The sequence below is a fragment of the Methylobacterium sp. WL69 genome, assembly GCF_008039485.1.
Classification (GTDB): domain Bacteria; phylum Pseudomonadota; class Alphaproteobacteria; order Rhizobiales; family Beijerinckiaceae; genus Methylobacterium.
Genome location: NZ_VRUZ01000012.1, coordinates 1 through 20,490, shown reverse-complemented (window position 1 = coordinate 20,490; position 20,490 = coordinate 1). Strand labels below are relative to the sequence as shown.

General features: G+C 69.4%; 22 protein-coding genes and 1 pseudogene. 11 read left to right on the top strand and 12 right to left on the bottom strand.

Annotated features, from left to right (window positions below; genetic code table 11):
• Positions 1-239: 239 nt before the first annotated feature.
• Positions 240-737 carry an N-acetyltransferase gene (locus tag FV218_RS05815; protein WP_055950154.1) on the bottom strand — a complete coding sequence of 166 codons (498 nt, stop codon included), beginning with the start codon at positions 735-737 and terminating at the stop codon, positions 240-242.
• Positions 738-990: 253 nt separating this feature from the next.
• On the opposite strand from FV218_RS05815, the gene FV218_RS05810 reads away from it, so the two are divergent.
• Positions 991-1,512, top strand: coding sequence for a DUF1993 domain-containing protein (locus FV218_RS05810; protein WP_147709036.1), 522 nt, complete (start codon positions 991-993; stop codon positions 1,510-1,512).
• A 149-nt stretch (positions 1,513-1,661) separates the two neighbouring features.
• Entirely contained in the window at positions 1,662-2,744 is a 1,083-nt protein-coding gene (locus FV218_RS05805) for a molybdopterin-dependent oxidoreductase (RefSeq protein ID WP_147709035.1), read from the top strand.
• A 136-nt stretch (positions 2,745-2,880) separates the two neighbouring features.
• Here the strand turns inward: FV218_RS05805 and FV218_RS05800 are convergent, their stop codons facing one another.
• From FV218_RS05800 to FV218_RS05750, 11 genes are all read right to left on the bottom strand, one after another.
• Positions 2,881-3,555, bottom strand: a complete 675-nt coding sequence (locus FV218_RS05800; RefSeq protein ID WP_147709034.1) for a glutathione S-transferase N-terminal domain-containing protein — start codon at positions 3,553-3,555, stop codon at positions 2,881-2,883.
• A gap of 119 nt (positions 3,556-3,674) precedes the next feature.
• Complete coding sequence (locus tag FV218_RS05795; protein ID WP_147709033.1) at positions 3,675-4,445, bottom strand: molybdopterin-dependent oxidoreductase; 771 nt, start codon at positions 4,443-4,445, stop codon at positions 3,675-3,677.
• Positions 4,442-5,086, bottom strand: a complete 645-nt coding sequence (locus tag FV218_RS05790) for a cytochrome b/b6 domain-containing protein (protein ID WP_147709032.1) — start codon at positions 5,084-5,086, stop codon at positions 4,442-4,444. The genes FV218_RS05795 and FV218_RS05790 overlap by 4 nt, the downstream gene beginning before the upstream one ends.
• A 60-nt stretch (positions 5,087-5,146) precedes the next feature.
• Complete coding sequence (msrA, locus tag FV218_RS05785; RefSeq protein WP_147709077.1) at positions 5,147-5,791, bottom strand: peptide-methionine (S)-S-oxide reductase MsrA; 645 nt, start codon at positions 5,789-5,791, stop codon at positions 5,147-5,149.
• Positions 5,792-5,944: 153 nt separating this feature from the next.
• Complete coding sequence (gene msrB / locus FV218_RS05780; RefSeq protein WP_147709031.1) at positions 5,945-6,439, bottom strand: peptide-methionine (R)-S-oxide reductase MsrB; 495 nt, start codon at positions 6,437-6,439, stop codon at positions 5,945-5,947.
• Positions 6,440-6,483: 44 nt separating this feature from the next.
• Complete coding sequence (locus FV218_RS05775) at positions 6,484-7,212, bottom strand: NrsF family protein (RefSeq protein ID WP_147709030.1); 729 nt, start codon at positions 7,210-7,212, stop codon at positions 6,484-6,486.
• The gene (locus tag FV218_RS05770) at positions 7,205-7,744 is read right to left on the bottom strand and encodes a sigma-70 family RNA polymerase sigma factor (protein WP_246685012.1); all 540 of its coding nucleotides are present in this window, start codon (positions 7,742-7,744) and stop codon (positions 7,205-7,207) included. Before FV218_RS05770 ends, FV218_RS05775 begins: the two co-directional genes overlap by 8 nt.
• Before the next feature lie 153 nt (positions 7,745-7,897).
• The gene (locus FV218_RS05765; protein WP_147709028.1) at positions 7,898-8,170 is read right to left on the bottom strand and encodes a pentapeptide MXKDX repeat protein; all 273 of its coding nucleotides are present in this window, start codon (positions 8,168-8,170) and stop codon (positions 7,898-7,900) included.
• Between the two features lie 82 nt (positions 8,171-8,252).
• Positions 8,253-10,349: a thioredoxin family protein gene (locus FV218_RS05760; RefSeq protein ID WP_147709027.1), complete on the bottom strand. Its 2,097-nt coding sequence runs from the start codon at positions 10,347-10,349 to the stop codon at positions 8,253-8,255.
• A 2-nt stretch (positions 10,350-10,351) separates the two neighbouring features.
• A complete protein-coding gene (locus FV218_RS05755) occupies positions 10,352-10,984 on the bottom strand; it encodes an NrsF family protein (RefSeq protein WP_187272975.1) in 633 nt (210 codons plus the stop codon).
• Between the two features lie 39 nt (positions 10,985-11,023).
• Complete coding sequence (locus tag FV218_RS05750; RefSeq protein ID WP_147709025.1) at positions 11,024-11,719, bottom strand: DUF1223 domain-containing protein; 696 nt, start codon at positions 11,717-11,719, stop codon at positions 11,024-11,026.
• A gap of 353 nt (positions 11,720-12,072) precedes the next feature.
• Between FV218_RS05750 and FV218_RS05745 the strand changes: the two genes are divergently transcribed.
• The 9 genes and pseudogenes from FV218_RS05745 to FV218_RS05705 all read left to right on the top strand — a co-directional run.
• Entirely contained in the window at positions 12,073-13,302 is a 1,230-nt protein-coding gene (locus FV218_RS05745) for a DUF3095 domain-containing protein (protein WP_246685006.1), read from the top strand.
• Positions 13,299-15,044: a patatin-like phospholipase family protein gene (locus FV218_RS05740; RefSeq protein ID WP_147709023.1), complete on the top strand. Its 1,746-nt coding sequence runs from the start codon at positions 13,299-13,301 to the stop codon at positions 15,042-15,044. Before FV218_RS05745 ends, FV218_RS05740 begins: the two co-directional genes overlap by 4 nt.
• Positions 15,045-15,162: 118 nt before the next feature.
• On the top strand, positions 15,163-16,452 hold the full coding sequence (locus tag FV218_RS05735; RefSeq protein WP_147709022.1) for a nucleotide disphospho-sugar-binding domain-containing protein: 1,290 nt from the start codon (positions 15,163-15,165) through the stop codon (positions 16,450-16,452).
• Positions 16,449-16,652: a hypothetical protein gene (locus FV218_RS05730; protein ID WP_147709021.1), complete on the top strand. Its 204-nt coding sequence runs from the start codon at positions 16,449-16,451 to the stop codon at positions 16,650-16,652. Before FV218_RS05735 ends, FV218_RS05730 begins: the two co-directional genes overlap by 4 nt.
• A 19-nt stretch (positions 16,653-16,671) precedes the next feature.
• Positions 16,672-16,920 carry a ferredoxin gene (locus tag FV218_RS05725; RefSeq protein ID WP_147709020.1) on the top strand — a complete coding sequence of 83 codons (249 nt, stop codon included), beginning with the start codon at positions 16,672-16,674 and terminating at the stop codon, positions 16,918-16,920.
• Positions 16,917-18,236: an FAD-dependent oxidoreductase gene (locus tag FV218_RS05720; protein WP_147709019.1), complete on the top strand. Its 1,320-nt coding sequence runs from the start codon at positions 16,917-16,919 to the stop codon at positions 18,234-18,236. The genes FV218_RS05725 and FV218_RS05720 overlap by 4 nt, the downstream gene beginning before the upstream one ends.
• Positions 18,229-19,482, top strand: a complete 1,254-nt coding sequence (locus FV218_RS05715) for a cytochrome P450 (protein ID WP_147709018.1) — start codon at positions 18,229-18,231, stop codon at positions 19,480-19,482. Before FV218_RS05720 ends, FV218_RS05715 begins: the two co-directional genes overlap by 8 nt.
• Before the next feature lie 171 nt (positions 19,483-19,653).
• Positions 19,654-19,863 carry a hypothetical protein gene (locus FV218_RS05710; protein ID WP_147709017.1) on the top strand — a complete coding sequence of 70 codons (210 nt, stop codon included), beginning with the start codon at positions 19,654-19,656 and terminating at the stop codon, positions 19,861-19,863.
• Positions 19,864-20,086: 223 nt separating this feature from the next.
• A pseudogene (locus FV218_RS05705) lies at positions 20,087-20,490 on the top strand (transposase); the annotation flags it as partial.

The following is a 20,490-nucleotide window of genomic DNA, read 5'->3' as shown; positions in this document are numbered from 1 at the left end:
CCCGTCTCATGCCTCGTTAGTATAGGCACTAGAGGATTTAAACCTCTAATACCTGTTGCTGCCAATGTCCAGTTTCGGACAAATTCCAGCTGTAAGCAGTTGGGCCAATTTATACCCGAAACGATCGTAAAACGGACGGGTACCAACCCAACCCGGTCATCGGGACCGCAGTTAACGCTTCCAGGAAGCGGCTATTTGTCGGTCATCCGGCAGCTTAGACAAAAGGTGTTTTGCAGAAGTCAGGCCGCGCCGAAGGCAAGATGATACCGAGCCTCGCCCTCCGGGCGGTTTCCGGACAGGCTTAATGACTGGAAGTATTCAGGGGGCACTCCGGCGAGGACGATTGCCGGGTCGGCAGCGAAGCCGAAACGTCGGTAATAGGCAGGGTCACCCAACACGACACAGCCCCCGGCACGACGCTCCCGCAGGCTGCCCAACCCCGCATCGATCAGGCGCTGGCCTATGCGTCGTCGCCGGTTTTCGCGCCGTACGGCCAGAGGGCCGAGCCCGAACCAACCTTCCGACGCAAGCCCGACCACGACCGGGGAGAAAGCGACATGTCCGACGATTTCATCGCCCTCCGTGCAGACGAGGGAGACCGTCAACGCGCCGTCCTCACGGAGGGCGTCCACGATGTCCGCCTCGGTGCCACTTGCGTGAGGCGCATCGTGGAAGGCATCGGTGACAAGGGAACGGATTGCGAAAGCGTCGGAAGCGGTTTCGGGACGTAGGAGCATACCGACAGCGTACCCTGTTCGTATCGCGAGGTCAGCCATGGAGCGCGAGCGGGCCCAACGGCGATGTCCGTTTTTGCCAACTCTCGCTATGAGCGGACAGTCGCAACACGACCCATGCCAGACGCCCAGACCATCCACGTCGCGTCCCAGAAGCGGTCGTTCGTCGGGCGTCCGGCATATTCGCTCGACGCACACTTCCACGGTGTGCGCCATCTCACTGCGTCTTCGATGGCAGGTGCCTTAGCCAACCCGGATGAGCATCAGCATCCACGACGTCAGCGTCCCGGTCTTCGTCAACGCACTTCGCAACATGAGCGCGTGGCTCGACAAGGCGGCATCGGAAAAGCCGGAAGCCGAGTTGTTCGTCCAGCGGCTGGCACCCGACATGAAGCCACTGCCTGCTCAGTATCAAATGGCGTCCGACAGCGCGAAGAACACGGTGGCACGGCTCGCCGGGATCGAAGCGCCCTCGATGCCAGACGTCGAGGCCACCTTCGCCGAACTCAAGGAGCGCTGCGCCAGGACGATTGCCTTCGTCGAAAGCATTGATCCGGCCGCGTTGGCCTCAAGTGCGGAGCGCGCGGTGGAGTTGAAGTTCCCGAACGGCATGGGATACCGCTTCAATGGGCAGGCCTATCTTACCGGTTTCGCGCTTCCGAACTTCTTCTTCCACGTGACCACAGCCTACGGGATCCTCCGCAGCGCTGGCGTGAGCCTCGGCAAACCGGATTTTCTGCAGCATCTCGGGCCGCCGAACATCCACTCCGCGAAGTAGTCGTTCAAGCTCCCCCGGCCCAAATCCGATATGCGGGTTCGGGTGAACGTGCACATGACGAATATGCCTCGGCTGCTTTAAGGTCGTTGATTGAGCCTTACCGCCGCCGGCGCGTTCACTCCCGTGTCCTCACCCGGACGGGAGCCGCGATGTCGAGCCTATCCGAGCGAAAGGCGCGCCTGATCGTCCATGGCGATCAGCCCTACAATGCCGAACCGCCTCTTGGCCGACTGCGTGCTTCCTACCGGACCCCGGCTGAGGACTTCTATGTCCGCTCGCACGGCGATCTACCGGACCTCGACCCGGAAACCTGGCGCCTGACCGTCGACGGCGGAGCCGGTGTCACGCTGGAACTTTCGCTGCACGACCTCCGTACCCGCTTCCCGGAAGTCACGGTCACGGCAACGATGCAATGTGCCGGCAATCGGCGCGCCGACATGCGAGCGGTTGCCCCGGTATCCGGCGATCCATGGGATGCCGGTGCCATCGGGACGGCCGAATGGACCGGGGTCCGCCTCAGCGACATCCTGAGCGAGGCGGGTGTCGCGGATGGCGCGAATCTCCATGCGGCCTTCGAGAGTCATGACATGGTGGACGGGCACCCGTACGGAGCCTCGATCCCGCTCGGCAAGGCCATGGCGCCCGAGACCTTGCTCGCCTACGCCATGAACGGCGAGGCCTTGCTCCGTGAGCACGGCTTCCCGGTCCGCGCGGTCGTGCCGGGCTTTGCCGGCGTGCGCAGCCCCAAATGGCTCCGGCGACTCACCGTGCAGGACCACCCGTCGCACAACCCGATCCAGGCCGACGATTATCAGCTGTACCCGCCCGACGTGACCGCGGAGACGGCGGACCCGACAAAGGGACATACCATCGACACGATGCCGCTCAACGCCGCGATCTGCGAGCCGGAACGCGGAGCGACACTCACGGCCGGGAGGAATCGGGTTCGCGGTTACGCGGTGAGCGGCGACAGGGCCATCGTCCGCGTCGATGTGTCTGGGAGCGGAGGCCGGTCCTGGCTACAGGCAAATCTGGAGCACGAGCCGGATGCGCCGTTCGCCTGGACGTTCTGGAGCGCGGAACTCGATCTGCCCCCAGGTGAGCACGAGCTCGCTGTCCGTGCCTGGGACGCGGCCGGGCAGACGCAGCCGGCGCTGCCGGACGATACCTGGAACCACAAAGGCTACCTCTGCGCCTGCTGGCACCGGGTGCGGGTGCGTGTGACCGGGTAGACCATTGGCCGCTTGATCACCGTTTCAAATGGTCGAAGCGGCTCGTCAGCGGGCAGGACCTATATCCCCGCTCTGATGCCTCCGCCGGATGGGGCGATGCCCCTGCAACGGCGGCGTTCGAGGGCAAAGACGATCGTCAGGACTTGAGGTGCCGAAACATGTTGGCGCGCGCCTCGTCGTCCATCTCGGGCTTGAAGGGGAAGCGGTCCTTGAGGCCGGCAGCACGCGCAGCGGCCGGGCGGGCAGCAATCTCATCGTGGTGGCGCTTGACGTGGGGCAGCTCCGCCCAGGCCGCCTCGCCGAGGACGAAGGGGATCATGCGGGCCCATCCCCAGGCGCTCATATCCGCGATAGTGTAGGCGTCGCCCACGAGGTAGCGGCGCTGTGCGAGGTGTGCATTCAGGATATCGTAGTGACGGCGCGCCTCGAAGCTGTAGCGCGCCTGGGCATAGGGCACCTGTTCCGGGGCAAAGTGCCGGAAATGGACCGCTTGGCCGGAGAAAGGCCCGACGCCCGTCGCGACGAACATCAGCCAGGACAGGAGTTGAGCCCGGTCGCCACCCGAGGGCGGCAGGAATCGTCCGGTCTTCTCGGCGAGGTAGAGCAGGATGGCATTGCTGTCGAAGATCACGTCCGCATCGTCGACCAGGACCGGCACCTTGCCGTTCGGATTGAGGGCCAGGAAATCATGCGCGAACTGGTCACCCTTGCGGGTGTCGATCGGGATGGCTTCGTAGGGCAGCCCGAGCTCCTCCAGCAGCAGCGCGACCTTCGTCGGGTTCGGAGAGCCGTTGAAGAAGAATTTCAGCATTTCAAAACCTCATGCCGTTCCGGGAGCCTGTGGCCGCCAAACCGCTCGGCAACACCCGTTTTAGCGGCGGTCCACATGACATTGATCGGCGAATATCGGGCGATTCACGTTCAGACTCACTACAGGCCGGAAAACCAGTTGTAGCCCTGATCTTCCCAGTATCCACCCGGGTAATCGTTCGTCACCGTGATGGCCATGATGTGCTTGGGGTTCTTGAACCCGAGTTTCGTCGGAATGCGCAGCTTGACCGGAAAGCCGTATTTCGGCGGCAGGGGTGCGCCGGCGTAGTCCAGGGCCAGGATCGTCTGGGGGTGAAGCGCGCTCGGCATGTCGATGCTCGTCCAATAGTCGTCCCCGCAGGCGAAGCGGACGTAGCGTGCGGTCGTGTCGGCCCCGATCCGTTCGAGGAAGGTCCGGAACGGGACCCCCGACCATTGCCCGATGGCGCTCCAGCCCTCGACGCAGACGTGGCGGGTGATCTGCGCTTCCTGCGGCAGGGTCCTCAGGCGGTCGAGCGTCCACGGCGCCTTGTCGGAAACGAGACCGGCGAGTTCGAGCTTCCAGGTCGACCCGTCGATCACCCGGATCTTGCTCGCCGGATAATAGGCATTGAAGGGGAAGTCCGGGGTGATCTCCGAGACGGCGAAGGTCGGGGCCAGGCGCGTGCCCCCGAAGAGGGCACCCTGGACGCGATCGTTCAGCCGCGAGATCCCACCGAGGATGCTCTCCACCTGCGGGTTGTCCGAGATGTCGCAACCGCCGAGCGCGAGGCTCCCCGTCGCGACGAGGCCGCCCCGGAGGAACAGGCGTCGGTCGGCCCGGACGAGGGGCGTCCCAGGGACCGAGAGATCCGGACGCGGACGGCGCAGAAGGCGATCGAGGGGCGTCATGGCTTCACCACGCGGTTGCGGCCGAAATGGATCTCCCGGCCGATGATCATCGTCGGCAGGGTCCTGGGAACCAGGAGCACCAGGGCGAGATGCACTGCCACGAAGCCGGCGATGCCGGCCATGGCGAGAAAATGGACGATCCGCGCCGTGTCGTAGCCGCCCATCAGGGCCGTCAGGGGCGCGAACTGGACCGGCTTCCAGATCGCGAGACCGGAGAGCACGATGACGATTCCGATGAGCAGGACCGCGACGTAGAGGAGACGTTGAACGGCGTTGTAGACGCCCGGGTCGTGGGGAAGCCTGAACCTCAGGGCGGCGACGAAATCCTGCCCGATCTCGCGCGGCCGCAGGGGCGTGAGGCGCCGGCGCAGGTGGCCCGAGACCAGACCATAGGTCAGGTAGACGAGGCCGTTGGCGACGAGGAGCCACATCCCCGCGAAGTGCCATTGCAGGGCCCCGCCGAGCCAGCCACCCAGGGTGACCGATTTCGGGAACGCCCAATCGCCGAAGATCGGCGAGGCGTTGTAGATGCGCCATCCGCTGGTGATCATGATCAGCATGGCCAAGGCGTTCACCCAATGGGTGATCCGAACGACCAGGGGGTGGATCGGGCGCTCGGCCCGCGGCGAAGAGGGATACATCGGGACCGTCCTGAAGAGGTGGTGGCTGTCGGACCGTCGAGCCCGAGGCGTGGGATCGCGTCAGGCGGGGTCGTGTCCGACGAGGGCCGGAGCCGGCGCGGCGAATTCGGGAAAGAAGCGTTTCAGGTCGCGCACCTTCATGGCGTCGTTGGCGACGATGTACGGGTGTGCGGGATGCAGGACCATGAAGTCCTGGTGGTAGGCCTCGGCCGGGTAGAACGGAGCACCGAGTTCGATCCGGGTGGCGACCGGCGCACCGTAGCCTCCGGAGGCGTCGAGTTGCGCAATGTAGGCGCGGGCCACGGCGCCCTGCTCGGCATTGCCCGGGAACAGGGCCGAGCGGTATTGCGGGCCATGATCCGGCCCCTGCCGATCGACCAGCGTCGGATCGAGGGCGACGGAGAAGAAGACCCGGAGCAACGTGTCGTAGGAGACCACGCGTGGATCGTAGGTCACCCGGACCGCCTCGGCGTGTCGCGTACGCCCGCTGGAGACGGCCTGGTAGTTCGCGCTTGCTCCGTCTCCGCCGGCATAGCCCGAAACCGCCTGGGTGACGCCGCGGACGTTCTGGAACACCCCCTGCACGCCCCAGAAGCATCCACCGGCGAACACCGCGCTCTGAAGCCGGGCGGGTTCACGCGCCGGTGTCGCGGCGGCCGGCAGGCGCCGGCTCGCTTCCTCGGCGCCGGCCCGTTCGATCGTCATGGAGAGGACGAGGCCGAACAGGGCCAGGACACCGCCGCCGAAAGCCCCCGTCAGGCGCGAGCGATACGGGGGAACGGTCGCGGGCTTAACGGTCTGGGACATGGGGGTGGTCCTTTGGGGTGGTCCTTTGCGGGACGGTAAAGACGCGATCGGTCAGGCGGGCTCGAAGCGCAGCGCGACGCCGTTCATGCAGTAGCGAAGTCCCGTGGGGGCGGGTCCGTCGGCGAAGACGTGGCCGAGATGCCCGCCGCAGCGGCGGCAATGCACCTCCGTCCGGCTCATCCCCAGGCTGGAATCCGTCGTCGTCCCCACGGCCTCCGCGAGGGGGGCGGTGAAGCTCGGCCAGCCGGTTCCGCTCTCGAACTTCGCGCTGGAGGCGAATAGCGGCTGGTCGCACCCGGCGCAGGCGAAACGACCGGCGCGCTTCTCGGCGTTGAGTGGGCTCGAGCCGGCGCGCTCGGTGCCGTGCCGGCGCAGGACCGCGTAGCCGTCGGACCCGAGCTGCGCCCGCCAAGCGGCCTCGCTCTTCGCGACGGCGAAGGTTTCGGCCGCAGCGGGGCCGCCGACCAGGGACCCTCCGGCGGCACGAAGGAATGTCAGGATGCCGAGTGCCGAGACGCCGGCGGTGAGGATCTGTCTGCGGTCCATGGTGCCGAGTTCCTTGATGCCGGGCTCCTTGCCGGAGGCTCTGGTCAGTCATTCGCCTTGCGGATCGAGCCGGTTACAGGCCGGCCTCGCGGTCCGGCATTTCTGTCGAGGAGGCGGCCGCCGAAAAGACCGTTCAGGCCGACAACGACGAGGACGGCGACGAGGTGGACCAGCAGGTCCGTCGCGGTGGCGTCGTGCGGATGGAACGGCACAAGCAGGGCCGCGGCCGCCGCGGCTGCGGCGAGTCCCCCGAGGGCCCCCGTGAGATTGGGGCGGAGCGGGCAGGCTTGCCGCAGCATCAGCACCAGCAGGACGGACAGCGGCAGCGAGACTCCCATCAGGAACACGAAGCAGCCCCTCATCTCCTCCGGCTCGGCGAGGTTGGCGGCCGGCGCGAGCCAACCACGAAGGCAGCCGAGGCCACTGGCGCCGAGCCAGAGGACGAGCGGGGGGAGCGGCAGCCATGACCAGGCCGCGCTTCGGCCGGGCACGCTGCTCTGGAAGGCCGCCAGCGCAGCCGCGATGGCCGTGAGGATCGCCCCGAGGGCCGCCCAGTGCAGGTCCGGCACACCAAGACGCGCCCGCAATCCCGAGACGTCGGACATCGGCACGAGGAGGAGGCCCACCGTGAGCACCGCGCCGGACCAGACCAGGGTCCGGCGCCCCGGGCCCGGGAGCCGGCGGACCGGCGTCAGCGACCGGGCCAGATCCTCGACGAGATCGTGGGTGGAAAGGTCTCGGCTGGACGGGTCCTGGGTGGCCGGATCAGACATCCGTGTCTTCCTTGCGGGATGAGAGCGATACGCGGAGGGCCTTGAGACCACGGTGGAAGTTGACTTTGAGCGCCCCCTTGGTCCGCCCGGTGAGCGTCGAGGTCTCGTCGAGGGACAATTCGCGCAGGGCGATGTGCTCGATCGCCTCCCGCTGTCCTTCGGGGAGATGCGCGACGGCCGCAGCGAGGATCGCTGCACGCTCGCGACGCGCCAGGTCGTCACCCGGCCCAGGGCCGTCGTCGGCACGCGCCTCATAGGCGAGCGGCTCGTGGACTTCCTGCGGACGACGCCCCTTGCGGCGCAACGCGTCGATCGCCCGCCGCTGCGTGATGGCGCGCAACCACGGCAGGAACGGCCGGGCCGGATCGTAGGTCGCCCGCGCGCGATGAAGGGTGAGCAGGGTGTCCTGCACCACGTCGTCGAGCGCCGCTCCCTGAACCCCCTTGGCCCGTGCCATCGCGGAGATCACCGGCAGGCAATCGCGCAGGAGTGCCCGGTAAGCGGCGGCATCGCCGACCTGCGCCGCCTGCATCGCGGCGGACAGGGCTGCCTCGCCGGACAAGGCCGCTGATCGAACGGGCATGGGATCGGGGATTCCGGACGCTGCGGGGAGAGCTGGGAAGAACCCGGCATGAGGAACGGGCGGCCCGAATGGCCGACCCGCACCGTCCGCATGAGGCCGAACTTACTTCTTCATCGAGTCCTTGGCCATGCCGTCCTTGGCCATGCCGTCCTTGCCCATCGAATCCTTACCCATCGAGTCCTTGGCCATGCCGTCCTTGGCCATGGAATCCTTGCTCATCCCGTCCTTCTTCATCCCGTCCTTGGCCATGGAGTCTTTCGACATGCTGTCCTTAGCCATCCCGTCCTTGGCCATGGAATCGACGGCATAAGCCGGAGCACCGGAGACGGCGGTGGCGAGGACGAGAGCGGCGGCGACGCGGAAGAGAGTGCTCATGTGAGGCGATCCTTCTGGGGTGTACCGAAAATCTTGGCGGTACTGGATTGTCTTTCGAAGGGGTGCCGACGACGGTTACAGGTCAGGGCGAAAAATCCGTCGTGATCTTGTCTGGGCTCTCGCGCTCCGCTCGCTCGATGGCGGCCCGTAGCGTTGCCGGCGTCAGAAGTTCCGGCAGCGCCTTGCCGCGCGGCAGGCCGGGCCCGTAGACGGCCACGAGCGGGATCCCGAAGCGTCCGAAGCGGCGCAGGAAGGCGAGGATGGCCGGGTCTGCCTGGGTCCAGTCCGCCCGCATCGCGACCGCATCGGGCGCCGACAGGCGCGCGCGGTTCTCCGCGCGATCGAGGGTGGTGACGTCGTTGATCCGGCAGGTCAGGCACCAGGACGCCGTCACGTCGACGACGACGACCTTGCCCTCCGCCACCAGGGCGGGGATCGCCTCGGGGGCGAAGGCGCGCCAGGGTCCGTCCTCCACCTGAGCCACCGGGGTCCTTCCGGAGCTGCGCGGCCACACCGTCACCGAGACGAGCGCGAGGACGAGGGCCGCTGTGACCAGGCTTCGGCGACGATCGGGAACGCGCTGCCGTCGGCTCAGGGCGAGCCAGCCGAGCAGAAGGGCCAGGATGCCCGCCAACCCCATCGCCCGAGGGATGCCGGCCACCGCGGCGAAGACCGTCAGGAGCCATACGGTCGTTCCGAGGAGAAGAAGGCCGAACCCGCTTCGTAGCCGGATCATCCAGGGGCCGGGTCGCGGCAGCAGGCGCGTCCATCCGGGTCTCAGCGCAAGAAGCACGAAGGGGAGCGCCATTCCGAGGCCGAGCGCAGCGAAGACCGTCAGGATCTCGAAATGTCCCCGGGTCAGCGCGAAGCCCACCGCGCTTCCGACGAACGGTGCCGAGCAGGGCGTGGCCAGCAGGGTGGCGAAGGCGCCGGTGAGGAAGGCCTCCGACAGGAGCCCGGACCCGCGCAGGGATCCGAGGGCGGCCAGCGGGCGGGGCAGTCCGAGGGTCACCCACGAAAACAGGCTCGCGGCGAACAGCGCCGTGAGCAGGGCCATGCCGGCGAGAAACCACGGTGCCTGGAACTGGATGCCCCAGCCGACGCTGGCCCCCGAGGCCTTCACGGCGATCAGAAACAGGGCGATGGCGAGGACGGACGCGAGGATGCCCGCCGCCGTCGCGAGCAGTTCGGCCCGGACGCTCCCCTGCTGTGCTCCGGCTGCCCGCGTCAACGCGAAGGCCTTCAGGGATAGGACCGGCAGGACGCAGGGCATCGCATTGAGGACGAGACCGCCGAGCAGGGCCGTCGCCAGGATGGCGAGCCACGCACCCAAGCCGGTGCCGGCCGTGGCCGGGAGCGTGACTTCGGCGCTGTGCAGGCCATCGACCAGGGTGATGCGCAGCGCGCTATCCGCGGCGTCCGGGGGCAGGCTCAGGGCGAGCCGGGCCGCACGGCCACCGTCGGCCAGGGCGATTTCCGGAGGGGCGGTCACGGCCCCCTTCGGACCCTCGACGAACACGTCCGGCGCCATGAAGGCGCTGCCTTCGCTGGTCACCCGCAGGACCAGGCGCCGATCGTCCGGCGGTCCCTCGCGGGCCTGCCCGACGAGGGCGAAGCCCGCAGCCTCGGGCGGCCCGGGAACGCGCGCGCGGGCGGCATCGATCAGTCCCGCCTCCGCCGAGGGGCGATCCGGTACCGCCGGCAGCGCGAGTTCGAGGGTCGCGCGATAGGGCACGCAGACCTCACCGCAGACCGCGTGCACGAGGCGCAGGCGCAGATGCGCGGCCCCGTCGCCACGCCGTGTGAAGCGAAGGGGCAGGACGACGCCGGATTCGTACACGAACGTCTGGAGGTCGCCGACGGTGAGGCGTCGCGGTGCGGGCCAGGCGATGGATTCGAGCACGAGCCCGTCCGATCCGCTCCAGTCGAAGGTCGGGGCCAAGCCGGCATCGCCGGGGCTGCGCCACGCCCCGTGCCAGCCCTCACCGAACCGAAACTCGAGGCCCGCTTCGACGGGCGATCTGTTGTCCACGGCGTCCGTGGCCGTCACGAGCCGCACCGCCGCTCGGTCGTCGCCGAACCACGCGGTGGATGCCGCCTGCGCGGGGAAAGCTCCGAGAAGGAAGAGCGGCGCGAAGCAGGCGAGCAGACTGCGCCGGACGGGAGCGATCGGGACCATCCTCAGGCACTCGCGCGAAGCAGGCGCCGGCCGAACCCGGCCCCGGCTCCGGAGAGCAGCGCCACCGCGAGCGCGTGCAGGGCGAGGTCATTCAGCGCCATGGCGAAGGGGTGGAACAGGCCCAGGATCGACGCCGCGGCGGAGGCCGCCGCCAGACCCGCGAGGCCGCCGCTCAAGGATGGATGGAGGGCGTAGCCGCCCTTCAGGATCGCGGCGAGAAGCAGCGCGAAGGGAACGCCGAGCCCCAGGATGAATCCGACGCAGGCGCAGGCTTCCGACAGGGCGATCAGCGCTCCATGCTCCGCGCCTGCGCCGGAGACACTCGCCCCGATCCAGAGCGCGAGGCTCGGCGCGGGTAAAAGGGCCCAGCGCGGATCACGGTCGGGCAGCGTCGCGAGGATCGCGGCCGCCGCCGCGGTGACGGCGGTGGCAATCGATCCGACGGCTGCCAGGACGAGGTCTGGCTCGCCAGCGTGGCGTGAAAGTGCCCCCTTCAGGTCGGCGACCGCCGCGAGGCCGGCGCCGGGGAGAGCGACGACCAGCAGCCAGCCGAGCATCCGCCGGAGCGGTGAGCGCAGGCGCCGGACGGGAACGAGGCCGCGGGCCAGCGCGTCGATCAGGCGGGTATGACGCAAGGCGCCAGGACTTGGCTCGTCGTTCCAAAGTGGCATGTCTCAAGCCCCTGGCGAGAGGCGTGCGGCTCCGAGGATGCGGCCGTCCGATTGCTGCACGATCACGGCGGCATCCTGCCCGGCCGGCAACGCCTCGCTGAACTGCATGGGCTCGCCCGACCAGGTGCCGAGACTGCGCAGCGAGCGCACGACATTGGCCTGCACGAGGGTCCGTCCGCTATTCTCGCCCCGGGCCACGGGGGTGCGCAGGGACCGGTCGAAGCCGACGAGGATCACCCGGGCGCTGCCCTTGCCGGACCCGACCGTCACGGCGATGCGGCCGTTTCGGCGCGCGATCGCGATCTCGGTTCCGGTGCTCACCTCGGCCCGGGCCGCCGCGACGGCCGAGGCGGCCTCCGCACGGCGCGATCCCACCACGCTCCTGCGGCCGTCGATCACGAGCTGCGGCGTGAAATTTCCCTCGCCGAGATGCCCCGCATAGGTCGCCTGCCGCTCGGTCGCGCCCGCGAAGGAGGCGGTGTCCTTCCAGCCGAGATCGTCCCAGTAGGTGACGTGGAATCCCAGTGCCAGAAGGTCGTCGCGACCGGCCAACTCACCGAGCAGCGCTTCCGCCGGCGGGCAGGACGAGCACCCTTGCGACGTGAACAGTTCCACCACCACGGGCCGGGCAAGCACCGGCCCGGACACGAGCATAACCGACGTCAGGGCGAGGAGAAGAGACGTGAGGCGGGACGACATGGCGTACTCCGTGACGAGGCGGGATATCCGTCATTCGTCGCGGGCGACGCCCGGTTACAGTCTATCGGCGGGTCTGTACGGGTCGCAGGGCCCGGTTCGCCGAAGTCCTGATGTCAAAGGACCGTAACGCTGTTCTCGACGACGCATTTGAGCGAAGCTGACCAAATCGCGTCCGGGCGGCGGATCTCCGTCTGCCGCGCGCGACACGCGGGTGGAACTTCCGATTTCCATGTAACCGTGACGGGCCGGTCAGCGAAACCTCGTCAGGGACGCACGCTCGCCCTGCGAAGGTCTCGCCCTGCGAAGGTCTCCGGAGGGGGCGATCGCCATCGGAGGAGAAGGGATGCTCGGCGATGCCTGCGCAGCAAGTCCGCCCCGACGGCGTATCCGCTTCCGCCATGCCCCGTGGTCTGCCGATGGAGCCTGAGGAAACCTTCGCCCCGCTCCCGTTCCGCTACGCCGCCGTTCCGCGCCTGACGCGGTTCTCGGACGTGCTCGATGAAGCCTTCTACGTTCCGGTGCCGGACACATGGTGGATCGCCCTCTGCGACGTGGTGATGTCCACCCGCGCGATCGAGGAGGGGCGCTACCGGTCCGTGAACATCGCCGGGGCCGCCCTGATCGCGGGCGTGCGCAACGCCCTGCCGGAGGCCGACACGCCGTTCGTCTTCGGGGGCGACGGTGCGACCCTGCTGGTCTCACCCGAGCATCGTCAGACGGTCGCGGCGGTTCTGGCCGCGACGGTGACCTGGGTCGGCGAGACGCTCGACCTCACCTTGCGGGCCGGGCTGATGCCGGTCTCGGCGGTGCGGGCCGCCGGACACGACCTTCGGATCGCGCGCTACGCCGCCTCTCCCAGGGTCGATTACGCGATGTTCTCCGGCGGCGGCCTCGCCTACGCGGAGGCTGCGCTGAAGGGTGGGCTCCATGCGATCCCGGCGGCCGCAAGTGGCGCGAAGCCCGACCTCACCGGCCTGTCCTGCCGGTTCGAGGCAGTACCGGCCGGCGGTGGCCTGGTTCTCTCCCTCATCGTCCTGCCCGAGGCGGGCGCCGACCGGGGCGCCGTGATGGCGAGCCTCGGCGAAGTTCTGGCCGTCGTCGAGGCAAGCCCCGGCATGGGGCGCCCCATGCCGGATTCCGGTCCCACGATGCGGCCGCCCTGGTCGGGCCTTCGGGAGGACGCATGCGGACAAGATCCGTTGGCGGGGTCGCGCTGGCTTCGCCTGGCGAGCCTGTTCCTGTCGCGCAGCGCGACCTTCGCGTTGTTCCGCCTCGGCGTGCCCTTCGGCCGCTTCTCGCCGCGCCGCTATCGACGGCGGCTGGCCGCCAATGCCGACTTCCGGAAATACGAGGACGGGCTCCGCCTGACCGTGACCTGTCCGGTCGCGACGGCGGATCGGATCGAGGCACGGCTCGCCACTGCACAGACGGCAGGGCTGGTGCGGTACGGCCTGCACCGCCAGGAGGCCGCGGTGGTAACTTGCATCACGCCCTCCGTGCTGCGCGACGACCATGTCCATTTCGTCGATGGCGCCGACGGCGGATATGCCCGGGCCGCCGCCATGCTCAAGCGGCAGCCATGACCGAACCCGACATCCCGTTCCTGGCCGGTCTGGACCCGGAGGCCGCCGCTGCGGTGCGGGCTCGCATGGTTCCGGTAGCGGTGGCCGGGGGAACCACGCTGTTCGCGCAAGGCGAGGCCGGGGACGCGCTCTACACCCTGGTCTCCGGCGCCATTGGGATCTCGGCCGAAGGTGCCAGGGGGCCGCTGCGCCGGATCGCCCGGCTGAGCCCGCCCGAGAGCTTTGGCGAGATGGCGCTGCTCTCGCCGGCCCCCCGATCCGCCACCGCCACGGCCCTGCGGGATTCCAGCCTGCTGCGGCTGGCCCGCGCGGATTTCGAGGCGGTGGTCGCGGATCATCCCCGGATGCTGCTCTACTTCGCGCAGGCACTCACCGAGCGCATCCGGGCCGGCCAGGAGGGCGAGGCGGTGCGGCACAGGCCGCGCAGCTTCGCCGTGCTCGCGGTCACCGAAGGGCTCGATGCGGCGGCATTCGGGGACGCCCTGGCGGCCGCCTTCGACGCCACCCTGCCGGGCCGCACCGGCTGCCTGACACGCTGGCCGGAGGGCGCGGACGAGACCTGGTTCCACGACTACGAGACCCGCCACGCCCGCACGATCTTCGTGGCCCACGAGGTCGGTTGCCCGTGGTGCCGGCTCTGCCTGCGCCACGCGGACCACGTCCTACTGCTCGCCGAGCCTGGCCGGCCGGCCCGCGCCGGGGCCGCCGCCTGGCTCGGGAGCCTGCGATCGGATTGTATCCGGATAGATCTCGTCGTCCCGCAGGACGCGGATGCGGTTCTGCCCCACCCCCTCCATCCCGACGTCGCGGCCTTGCCCGCCGCCCTGCGCATCCCGGTGCGGGCCGGCCATACGAACGATCTCGGGCGGCTCGCGCGTCTCGCGAGCGGCTCGGCCCGGGGCCTCGTCCTCGGCGGCGGCGGCGCGCGCGGCCTTGCCCATCTCGGGGTGCTGCAGGCCCTGGAGGAGGCCGGTTGCGCCCCCGACTTCGTCGGCGGCACCAGCATGGGCGCGGTGGTCGCGGCCAGCCTCGCCATGGGCCTCGGAGTCGACCACATCCGCGCACGGACGGTCGCGTTCTTCGTCGGCAACAATCCCCTCAACGACTACACGCTGCCCTACCACGCGCTGACACGCGGGGCGAAGGTCGATGCGGGTCTCGCCGCCTGGTTCGGCGGCGCCCGGATCGAGGATCTCTGGCTCCCCTTCCTCTGCGTCTCCTCGAACCTGACGACCGGCACCGCGATGGTCCACCGCAGCGGCGACCTACCGGGCGCCCTGCGCGCCAGCATCGCGATCCCGGGCCTGCTCCCGCCGGTCTGCACCGACGACGGCGTCCTGGTGGACGGGGGCATGATGAACAACTTGCCGGCCGACGTGATGGCCGGCCTGGAACGGGGACCGGTGCTCGCCATCGATGTCGGCAGCGACCGCGCCTTCGGGGATATGCCGACGCGGTCCTGGCGCGGGCGCATGATCCGGCGGATGCTCGGCGTGCCGGACGCCATGCCGGGCATCGCGCCCCTGCTGCTCCGGGCGGCGACGGTGTCGAGCGATGCGCAGGCGACGATGGCCGTCGGCCACGCCGCCGCCCTGCTCAAGCCGCCGCTGGCCGGCATCGACCTGCGGGCCTGGTCGAGCTTCGAGGCCATCGCGGAGATCGGCTATCGCCATACGAAGGAGGCGATCGCGCAGGGCCGCTTGCGCGCATGGGCGGAGGGCGACGGCCTGCGTCGGATATGAGTTTGGGCAGGCCATGCCCGGTGTGCAGGCGCACCCGGCCGCGGCCGCGGCCCGTAACCATGGGGTGCACCGCAGCGATTACCTTGCATCGCAACCGTCGCATCGAGGACGTCCAGCCATGAAGGTGCTGATCGCCGCCACGGCCCTGACCGGGCACATCAATCCGCTGCTCGCCCTCGGCCGGCTCCTGGCCGCACGCGGCGACAGCGTCGTCATGACGACCGCCGAGCGTTTCCGAGGGAAGATCGAGGCCGCGGGCCTGCGCTTCTCAGCCTACGATGACGGCCATGCCGCGGAGTTTCGCGAGACCGGCCTGCCGGCCGGCCCCGAGCGTTATCGGCGTGAATTCGCGCGGCGCTTCATCGACCCGATCCCGGTCCAAGCCGAGGCCCTGAGCCGGCTCGTCCAGGCGGAGCGGCCCGACGTAATCGTCGCGGGCAGCCTGTTCCTCGGCGTGCTGCCCCTGCTGCTGGACTCCCGGCCGCGTCCGCCCATCGTGGTGCTCAACGTCAGCTTCCTGTTCCTCAACCGACCCGACGATGCGCCGGTCGGCCTCGGCCTACCGCCGGCCCGCAATGCGGCGGAGCGCGCTCATTACGCGGTCCTGAAGGCCGGCATGGATGCCGCCTTCGTCGATCCCGTGCGCGCCTACGCGGATGCGCAGCTGGCGCGGCTCGGAGTGCCGCCCCTGCCGGCGGCGCTCCCGCATTCCATCGCCGTCCTGCCGGACCTGTTCCTCCAGCCGACCGTACCCGACTTCGAGTACGATTTCGGGAGGCTGCCGCCCAACCTCCGCTTCACCGGCCTGCTGCCGGCACTGAGCGCCCAGGTCGCGCTCCCGGATTGGTGGCAGGCGCGCGACAGGGCCAAGCCCGTCGTTCTGGTCACGCAGGGCACCCTCGCGAATGCCGAATTCGGCGAACTGATCGAGCCGACCCTCGTGGCCCTGGCGGACCGCAACGATCTGCTCGTGGTGGCGACCACGGGCGGGCGCCCCGTCGCGGCCCTGCGCGGAGCCCTGCCGGCGAATGCCCGGGTGTCACCGTTCCTGCCCTTCGACGCGATGCTGCCGGAGGTTTCCCTGCTCGTGACGAATGGCGGGTACGGCAGCGTCTCGCAGGCCCTCGCGGCCGGCGTGCCGATCGTCTCGGCCGGGCTGACGGAGGACAAGGCGGAGATCGGCGCGCGCATCGGCTGGTCGGGCGCGGGGATCAATCTGGCGACCAACACGCCGGCGATCCCGGCGCTGCGGGAGGCGATCGATACGGTGCTGGCCCAATCCCGTTACCGCGCACGTGCCGCATCCCTGGCGCGCGCCTTCGCTGGGCTGGACGCCGGGTCGGTGGTGCTGGCCGGCATCGACGATGCGGTTCGCACCCGCGCCGGCATCCGGGGGATCGCCGCATGACCGCCATCCCGATCTTCGGCCGTGACTGGGTCCGAGCGAGACCGACGGCGCCCTGGAACCGCCGGGACCGCGACGGCGGGCAAGCGCTGGCGTTCGTCGCCACGCTCGTGCTCGCCGCCGTCACCGGCCTGCCCCTGGCGTCTGTCGCCAACCTGATGCCGCAGGCGGACGATCCGGCCGATTCGTTCCGCGGCCTCTGACCATCGGCGAGGGACCGTCATGACCGACCCCAACGAACCCGTTCCTGGCATGGCCGCGCCGCTCCGCGTGGTGGTCGACCTCAACCGGTGTCAGGGCTACGCCCAGTGCTGCTACGCGGCCCCCAGTGCCTTCGAGGTCCGGGGCCACGAGATCCTGTTCTACGATCCCGCACCACCGCGCGCGCGGCGGGGTGAGATCGAGCGGGCCGTCCAGGCCTGCCCCGTCCGTGCCATCAGCCTCCAGGCCGATCGTGGAGAAACCCCGTGAGCGCCGGGGAAGCGGCCGGGATCGTCGTGGTCGGCGCGTCGCTCGCCGGCCTTCGGGGCGCGGAGGCCCTGCGCCGCCACGGCTACGCCGGCCGGCTCACGATCGTAGGCGACGAACCGCATCGCCCCTACGACCGACCGCCCCTGTCGAAGCACGTGCTATCGGGCGAACTGGCGGCGGATGCCACCGCGCTGCCGGAACTGGTCACCCTCGATGCCCACTGGCGGCTGGGTCATGCGGCGGTCGCCCTCGACCGGGTTGCACGCTCGATCACCCTCGCGGACGGCACGGGGCTCGCCTACGAGCGCCTCCTCGTGGCCACCGGCGCGCAGGCGCGCCCCTGGCCCGCCGCCTCGGGCGGTGGGCTCGCCGGGATCTTCACCCTACGCGGCCAGGATGATGCCACCCGCCTGCGCACCGCGTTGGCCGAGGGGCCCGCCCGCGTCCTCATCGTCGGCGCCGGCCTGATCGGCTGCGAGGCGGCCTCCTGCTGCCGCGATCTCGGACTGCCCGTCACGCTGGTCGATCCCAACCCGACGCCGCTCGCCCGCTCGCTGGGCACCTGGATCGGCGGCGTGATCGCCGAGTGCTTGCGGGATGCCGGCGTTAGCTTTCATGGGGGCGCAAAGGTACTCCGCTTCGAGGGCGACGCCTCGGGCCGGGTGGTTCGCGCCCATCTCGCGGACGGGCGCGCGGTCGAAGCCGATCTCGTGATCGTGGCCCTCGGCGCGACGCGCGCCACGGACTGGCTCTCGGGCGCGGACCTGTTGGCCGATTCCGGCGGTGTGACCTGCGACGGTGCCTGCCGGGCGCTCGGCGCCGATGGGACGCCGTGCCCGGACATCTCCGCCGCCGGGGACGTCGCGCGCTGGCCGAACCCCCTCTACGGCGGCCGGCTGATGTCGGTGGAGCATTGGGGTAACGCCGTCGCGCAGGCCGCGCACGCCGCACGCAACATGCTGGCGCCGGCCGAGGACCAGCAGCCCTACCACCACCTGCCGGCCTTCTGGTCGAGCCAGTTCGGGATCAACATCAAGGCCGTGGGCCTGAGCGAGGGCGCCGACGCCGTCGCGATCGTGCAGGGCTCGCGCGCGTCGCGGCGCTTCCTCGCCGTCTATGGCCGCGCCGGACGCAGCATCGCGGCCGTGTCGTTCGATCAGGCGCGCTGGCTCCCCGCCTATGCCGAGGCGATCACGGCCGGCCAGGCGTTTCCGCCGATCCGCGAGGCGAGCGACCAGGGTGGCTTCCTCGCCATGCCACCGGGCTTTCCGCCACCGCGCGCCGCGTCCACCCCCATTGAGGCTCGCCATGGCTGAGGACACGCTGTTTTCCGAGGTCCTAGACCCCGCCAACCGGGCCGATCCCTACCCGATCTACGCGCGGCTTCGCGAGAACCCGGTGGCGCGCCAGCGCGACGGCAGCGTGGTGGTGAGCACGCATGCGGCGATCCGCAGCCTGATCTTCGACCCGCGCCTCAGCTCCGAGGACCTGCCGCCCTCCCGCCGCCCGCGCACCGGCAACCCGCTCAAGGATTGGCTCCTCAATCCGATCAAGGACCGGATCGCCACGGCTCACCGCCCTCTGATCTTCCGCGACCCGCCCGACCACGACACCCTGCGGCATGCCGTGATGCGCGAGTTCTCGGTGGCGCGGGTGCAGGCGCTGCGGCAGCGCGTGGTGCGGGACGTGGACGCCCTCATCGACGCCTGTGCCGGACGCGAGGAAGTCTGCCTCGTCGAGGACCTGTCCTATCCGCTCCCGGTCTCGGTGATCTGCGACCTGCTCGGCGTGCCGGAGGCGGACGAGCCGCAGTTCCAGGCCTGGGCGACGCAGCTTGCCACCGCCCTCGAGCCCGATGCCCGCCACGACGAAGCCGGCCGGCACCGGACGGTCGCGGCCTTCGACGCGATCTCCGCCTACATGCGCGCCCTGATCCGCGAGAAGCGCCGACGCCCGACCGCCGACCTGCTCGGCGCCCTTGCCGCGCCGGGCCCCGATGGCAAGGCCGTGATGGGCGATTTCGACCTGATCTCGACGGCGATCCTGCTGCTGGTGGCGGGCCACGAGACCACGGTGAACCTGATCACCAACGGCATGCTGACCCTGCTGCGCCATCCCGGGGAGTTGGAGCGCCTGCGCGTCGATCCAGAGCGGGCGCCGCGCGTGATCGAGGAGCTGCTCCGCTACGAGCCGCCCGTGCATTTCCGGACCCGCAAAGCCCTCGGGGCCATCGAGATTGCCGGCCGAACCATTCCGAAGGGCGCGCCGGTCATCCTGCTCTTCGCTGCCGCGAACCGCGACCCGGCCCGCTTCGACGATCCGGATCGTTTCGACCCGGATCGGGACGACAATCAGCATTTCGGTTTCGGCGGCGGGTTGCACTACTGCATGGGGGCCCCACTTGCGCGAATCGAAGCGGAGATCGCCCTGGTCGCACTCTGCCGCCGCCTTGTCGCCCCTCGGCTCATGGTCGACCCGCCGCCCTACAGGCCTGGAGCCTCCCTGCGTGGTCCCGAGAGTCTCGGCATTCGGATCTCGGGCATCGTGTCGGGGAACGCATGACGCCGGAACGCGGTGGAAACGTGGAGAACGCGATGTTTCGCCGGCACGCCACCGTCCTCACCCTCTCAGGGCGGGCATAATGACGGTGCGGGATCACACGAAGCGGCCGTCGATCAGGTAACGCATCGTGGTGGGCCACGAATTCCAAGCATCGGTACTTGGAGACCCGCCATGCTCACCATCCTTCGCCCCGTCGTCGTCGCGCTAATCCTGACGAGCTCAGCGCCCTTCGCCATGGCCCGCACACCGGAGGCGGCCGTTCCATCCGCGTGCACCTTCCTTCCCACGGCAACGACCCTGTTCCAACACGTGGCTGCCAATGGAACCACCAAGCCGCTGGGCGCGCCCGTGGATCAGCGCCTTGGTACCTCGCTGCACTGAGCGACGGCCGACATGCGTCTGAGCCGCGCCATCCGCGCAGCGATTTGTACAGGCTGTTGAAACGCCCCCATGCAGGAGACGATAAAGCCTCGTTCTTACTTTCCTGAGCGATTCAACAGGTGACCCCGTCCGCTTCGGTGTCCGACGTCAGCACCTGTGGGACAGAATGAGGGTCTTCACGAACGGAGGATGGCTGGTTCATCGTAGCCCCTGAGGAGCGAAGATGAAGCAGACATCCGGACCGGCCAAGAAGCCGGCAGAAGCGGTGATCAAGGACATCCGTCGGGCCACACGTCGGCAGTTCTCCTCCGAGGAGAAGATCCGCGTGGTGCTCGAAGGCTTGCGTGGCGAGGACAGCATCGCCGAGTTGTGTCGACGTGAGGGGATCGCCGCCTCGATGTACTACGGCTGGTCCAAGGAGTTCCTGGAGGCTGGCAAGAAGCGCCTGTCCGGCGACACGGCTCGTGCGGCAACGGCGGACGAGGTGCGGGATCTGCGCCGCGAGACGGGGGCGCTCAAAGAGGTCGTAGCTGATCTTGTCCTGGAGAACCGTCTGCTTAAAAAAAGCATGAGCGGGGCTGGGGGCGACGAGGCATGAGGTACCCGGCCCCCGAGAAGCTGGAGATC

Excerpts from the sequence above, each read along its gene's own strand:
- FV218_RS05795 (WP_147709033.1), bottom strand. The coding sequence starts at position 4,445 with ATGACGCCCCTCGATCGCCTTCTGCGCCGTCCGCGTCCGGATCTCTCG.
- FV218_RS05750 (WP_147709025.1), bottom strand. The coding sequence starts at position 11,719 with ATGTCGTCCCGCCTCACGTCTCTTCTCCTCGCCCTGACGTCGGTTATG.
- FV218_RS05715 (WP_147709018.1), top strand. The coding sequence starts at position 18,229 with ATGGCTGAGGACACGCTGTTTTCCGAGGTCCTAGACCCCGCCAACCGG.
- FV218_RS05790 (WP_147709032.1), bottom strand. The coding sequence starts at position 5,086 with ATGTATCCCTCTTCGCCGCGGGCCGAGCGCCCGATCCACCCCCTGGTC.
- FV218_RS05775 (WP_147709030.1), bottom strand. The coding sequence starts at position 7,212 with ATGTCTGATCCGGCCACCCAGGACCCGTCCAGCCGAGACCTTTCCACC.
- FV218_RS05800 (WP_147709034.1), bottom strand. The coding sequence starts at position 3,555 with ATGCTGAAATTCTTCTTCAACGGCTCTCCGAACCCGACGAAGGTCGCG.
- FV218_RS05805 (WP_147709035.1), top strand. The coding sequence starts at position 1,662 with ATGTCGAGCCTATCCGAGCGAAAGGCGCGCCTGATCGTCCATGGCGAT.
- FV218_RS05730 (WP_147709021.1), top strand. The coding sequence starts at position 16,449 with ATGACCGCCATCCCGATCTTCGGCCGTGACTGGGTCCGAGCGAGACCG.
- FV218_RS05770 (WP_246685012.1), bottom strand. The coding sequence starts at position 7,744 with ATGCAGGCGGCGCAGGTCGGCGATGCCGCCGCTTACCGGGCACTCCTG.
- msrA (WP_147709077.1), bottom strand. The coding sequence starts at position 5,791 with ATGACGATCGAACGGGCCGGCGCCGAGGAAGCGAGCCGGCGCCTGCCG.
- FV218_RS05815 (WP_055950154.1), bottom strand. The coding sequence starts at position 737 with ATGCTCCTACGTCCCGAAACCGCTTCCGACGCTTTCGCAATCCGTTCC.
- FV218_RS05760 (WP_147709027.1), bottom strand. The coding sequence starts at position 10,349 with ATGGTCCCGATCGCTCCCGTCCGGCGCAGTCTGCTCGCCTGCTTCGCG.
- FV218_RS05745 (WP_246685006.1), top strand. The coding sequence starts at position 12,073 with ATGCCTGCGCAGCAAGTCCGCCCCGACGGCGTATCCGCTTCCGCCATG.
- FV218_RS05810 (WP_147709036.1), top strand. The coding sequence starts at position 991 with ATGAGCATCAGCATCCACGACGTCAGCGTCCCGGTCTTCGTCAACGCA.
- FV218_RS05765 (WP_147709028.1), bottom strand. The coding sequence starts at position 8,170 with ATGAGCACTCTCTTCCGCGTCGCCGCCGCTCTCGTCCTCGCCACCGCC.
- msrB (WP_147709031.1), bottom strand. The coding sequence starts at position 6,439 with ATGGACCGCAGACAGATCCTCACCGCCGGCGTCTCGGCACTCGGCATC.
- FV218_RS05735 (WP_147709022.1), top strand. The coding sequence starts at position 15,163 with ATGAAGGTGCTGATCGCCGCCACGGCCCTGACCGGGCACATCAATCCG.
- FV218_RS05725 (WP_147709020.1), top strand. The coding sequence starts at position 16,672 with ATGACCGACCCCAACGAACCCGTTCCTGGCATGGCCGCGCCGCTCCGC.
- FV218_RS05710 (WP_147709017.1), top strand. The coding sequence starts at position 19,654 with ATGCTCACCATCCTTCGCCCCGTCGTCGTCGCGCTAATCCTGACGAGC.
- FV218_RS05740 (WP_147709023.1), top strand. The coding sequence starts at position 13,299 with ATGACCGAACCCGACATCCCGTTCCTGGCCGGTCTGGACCCGGAGGCC.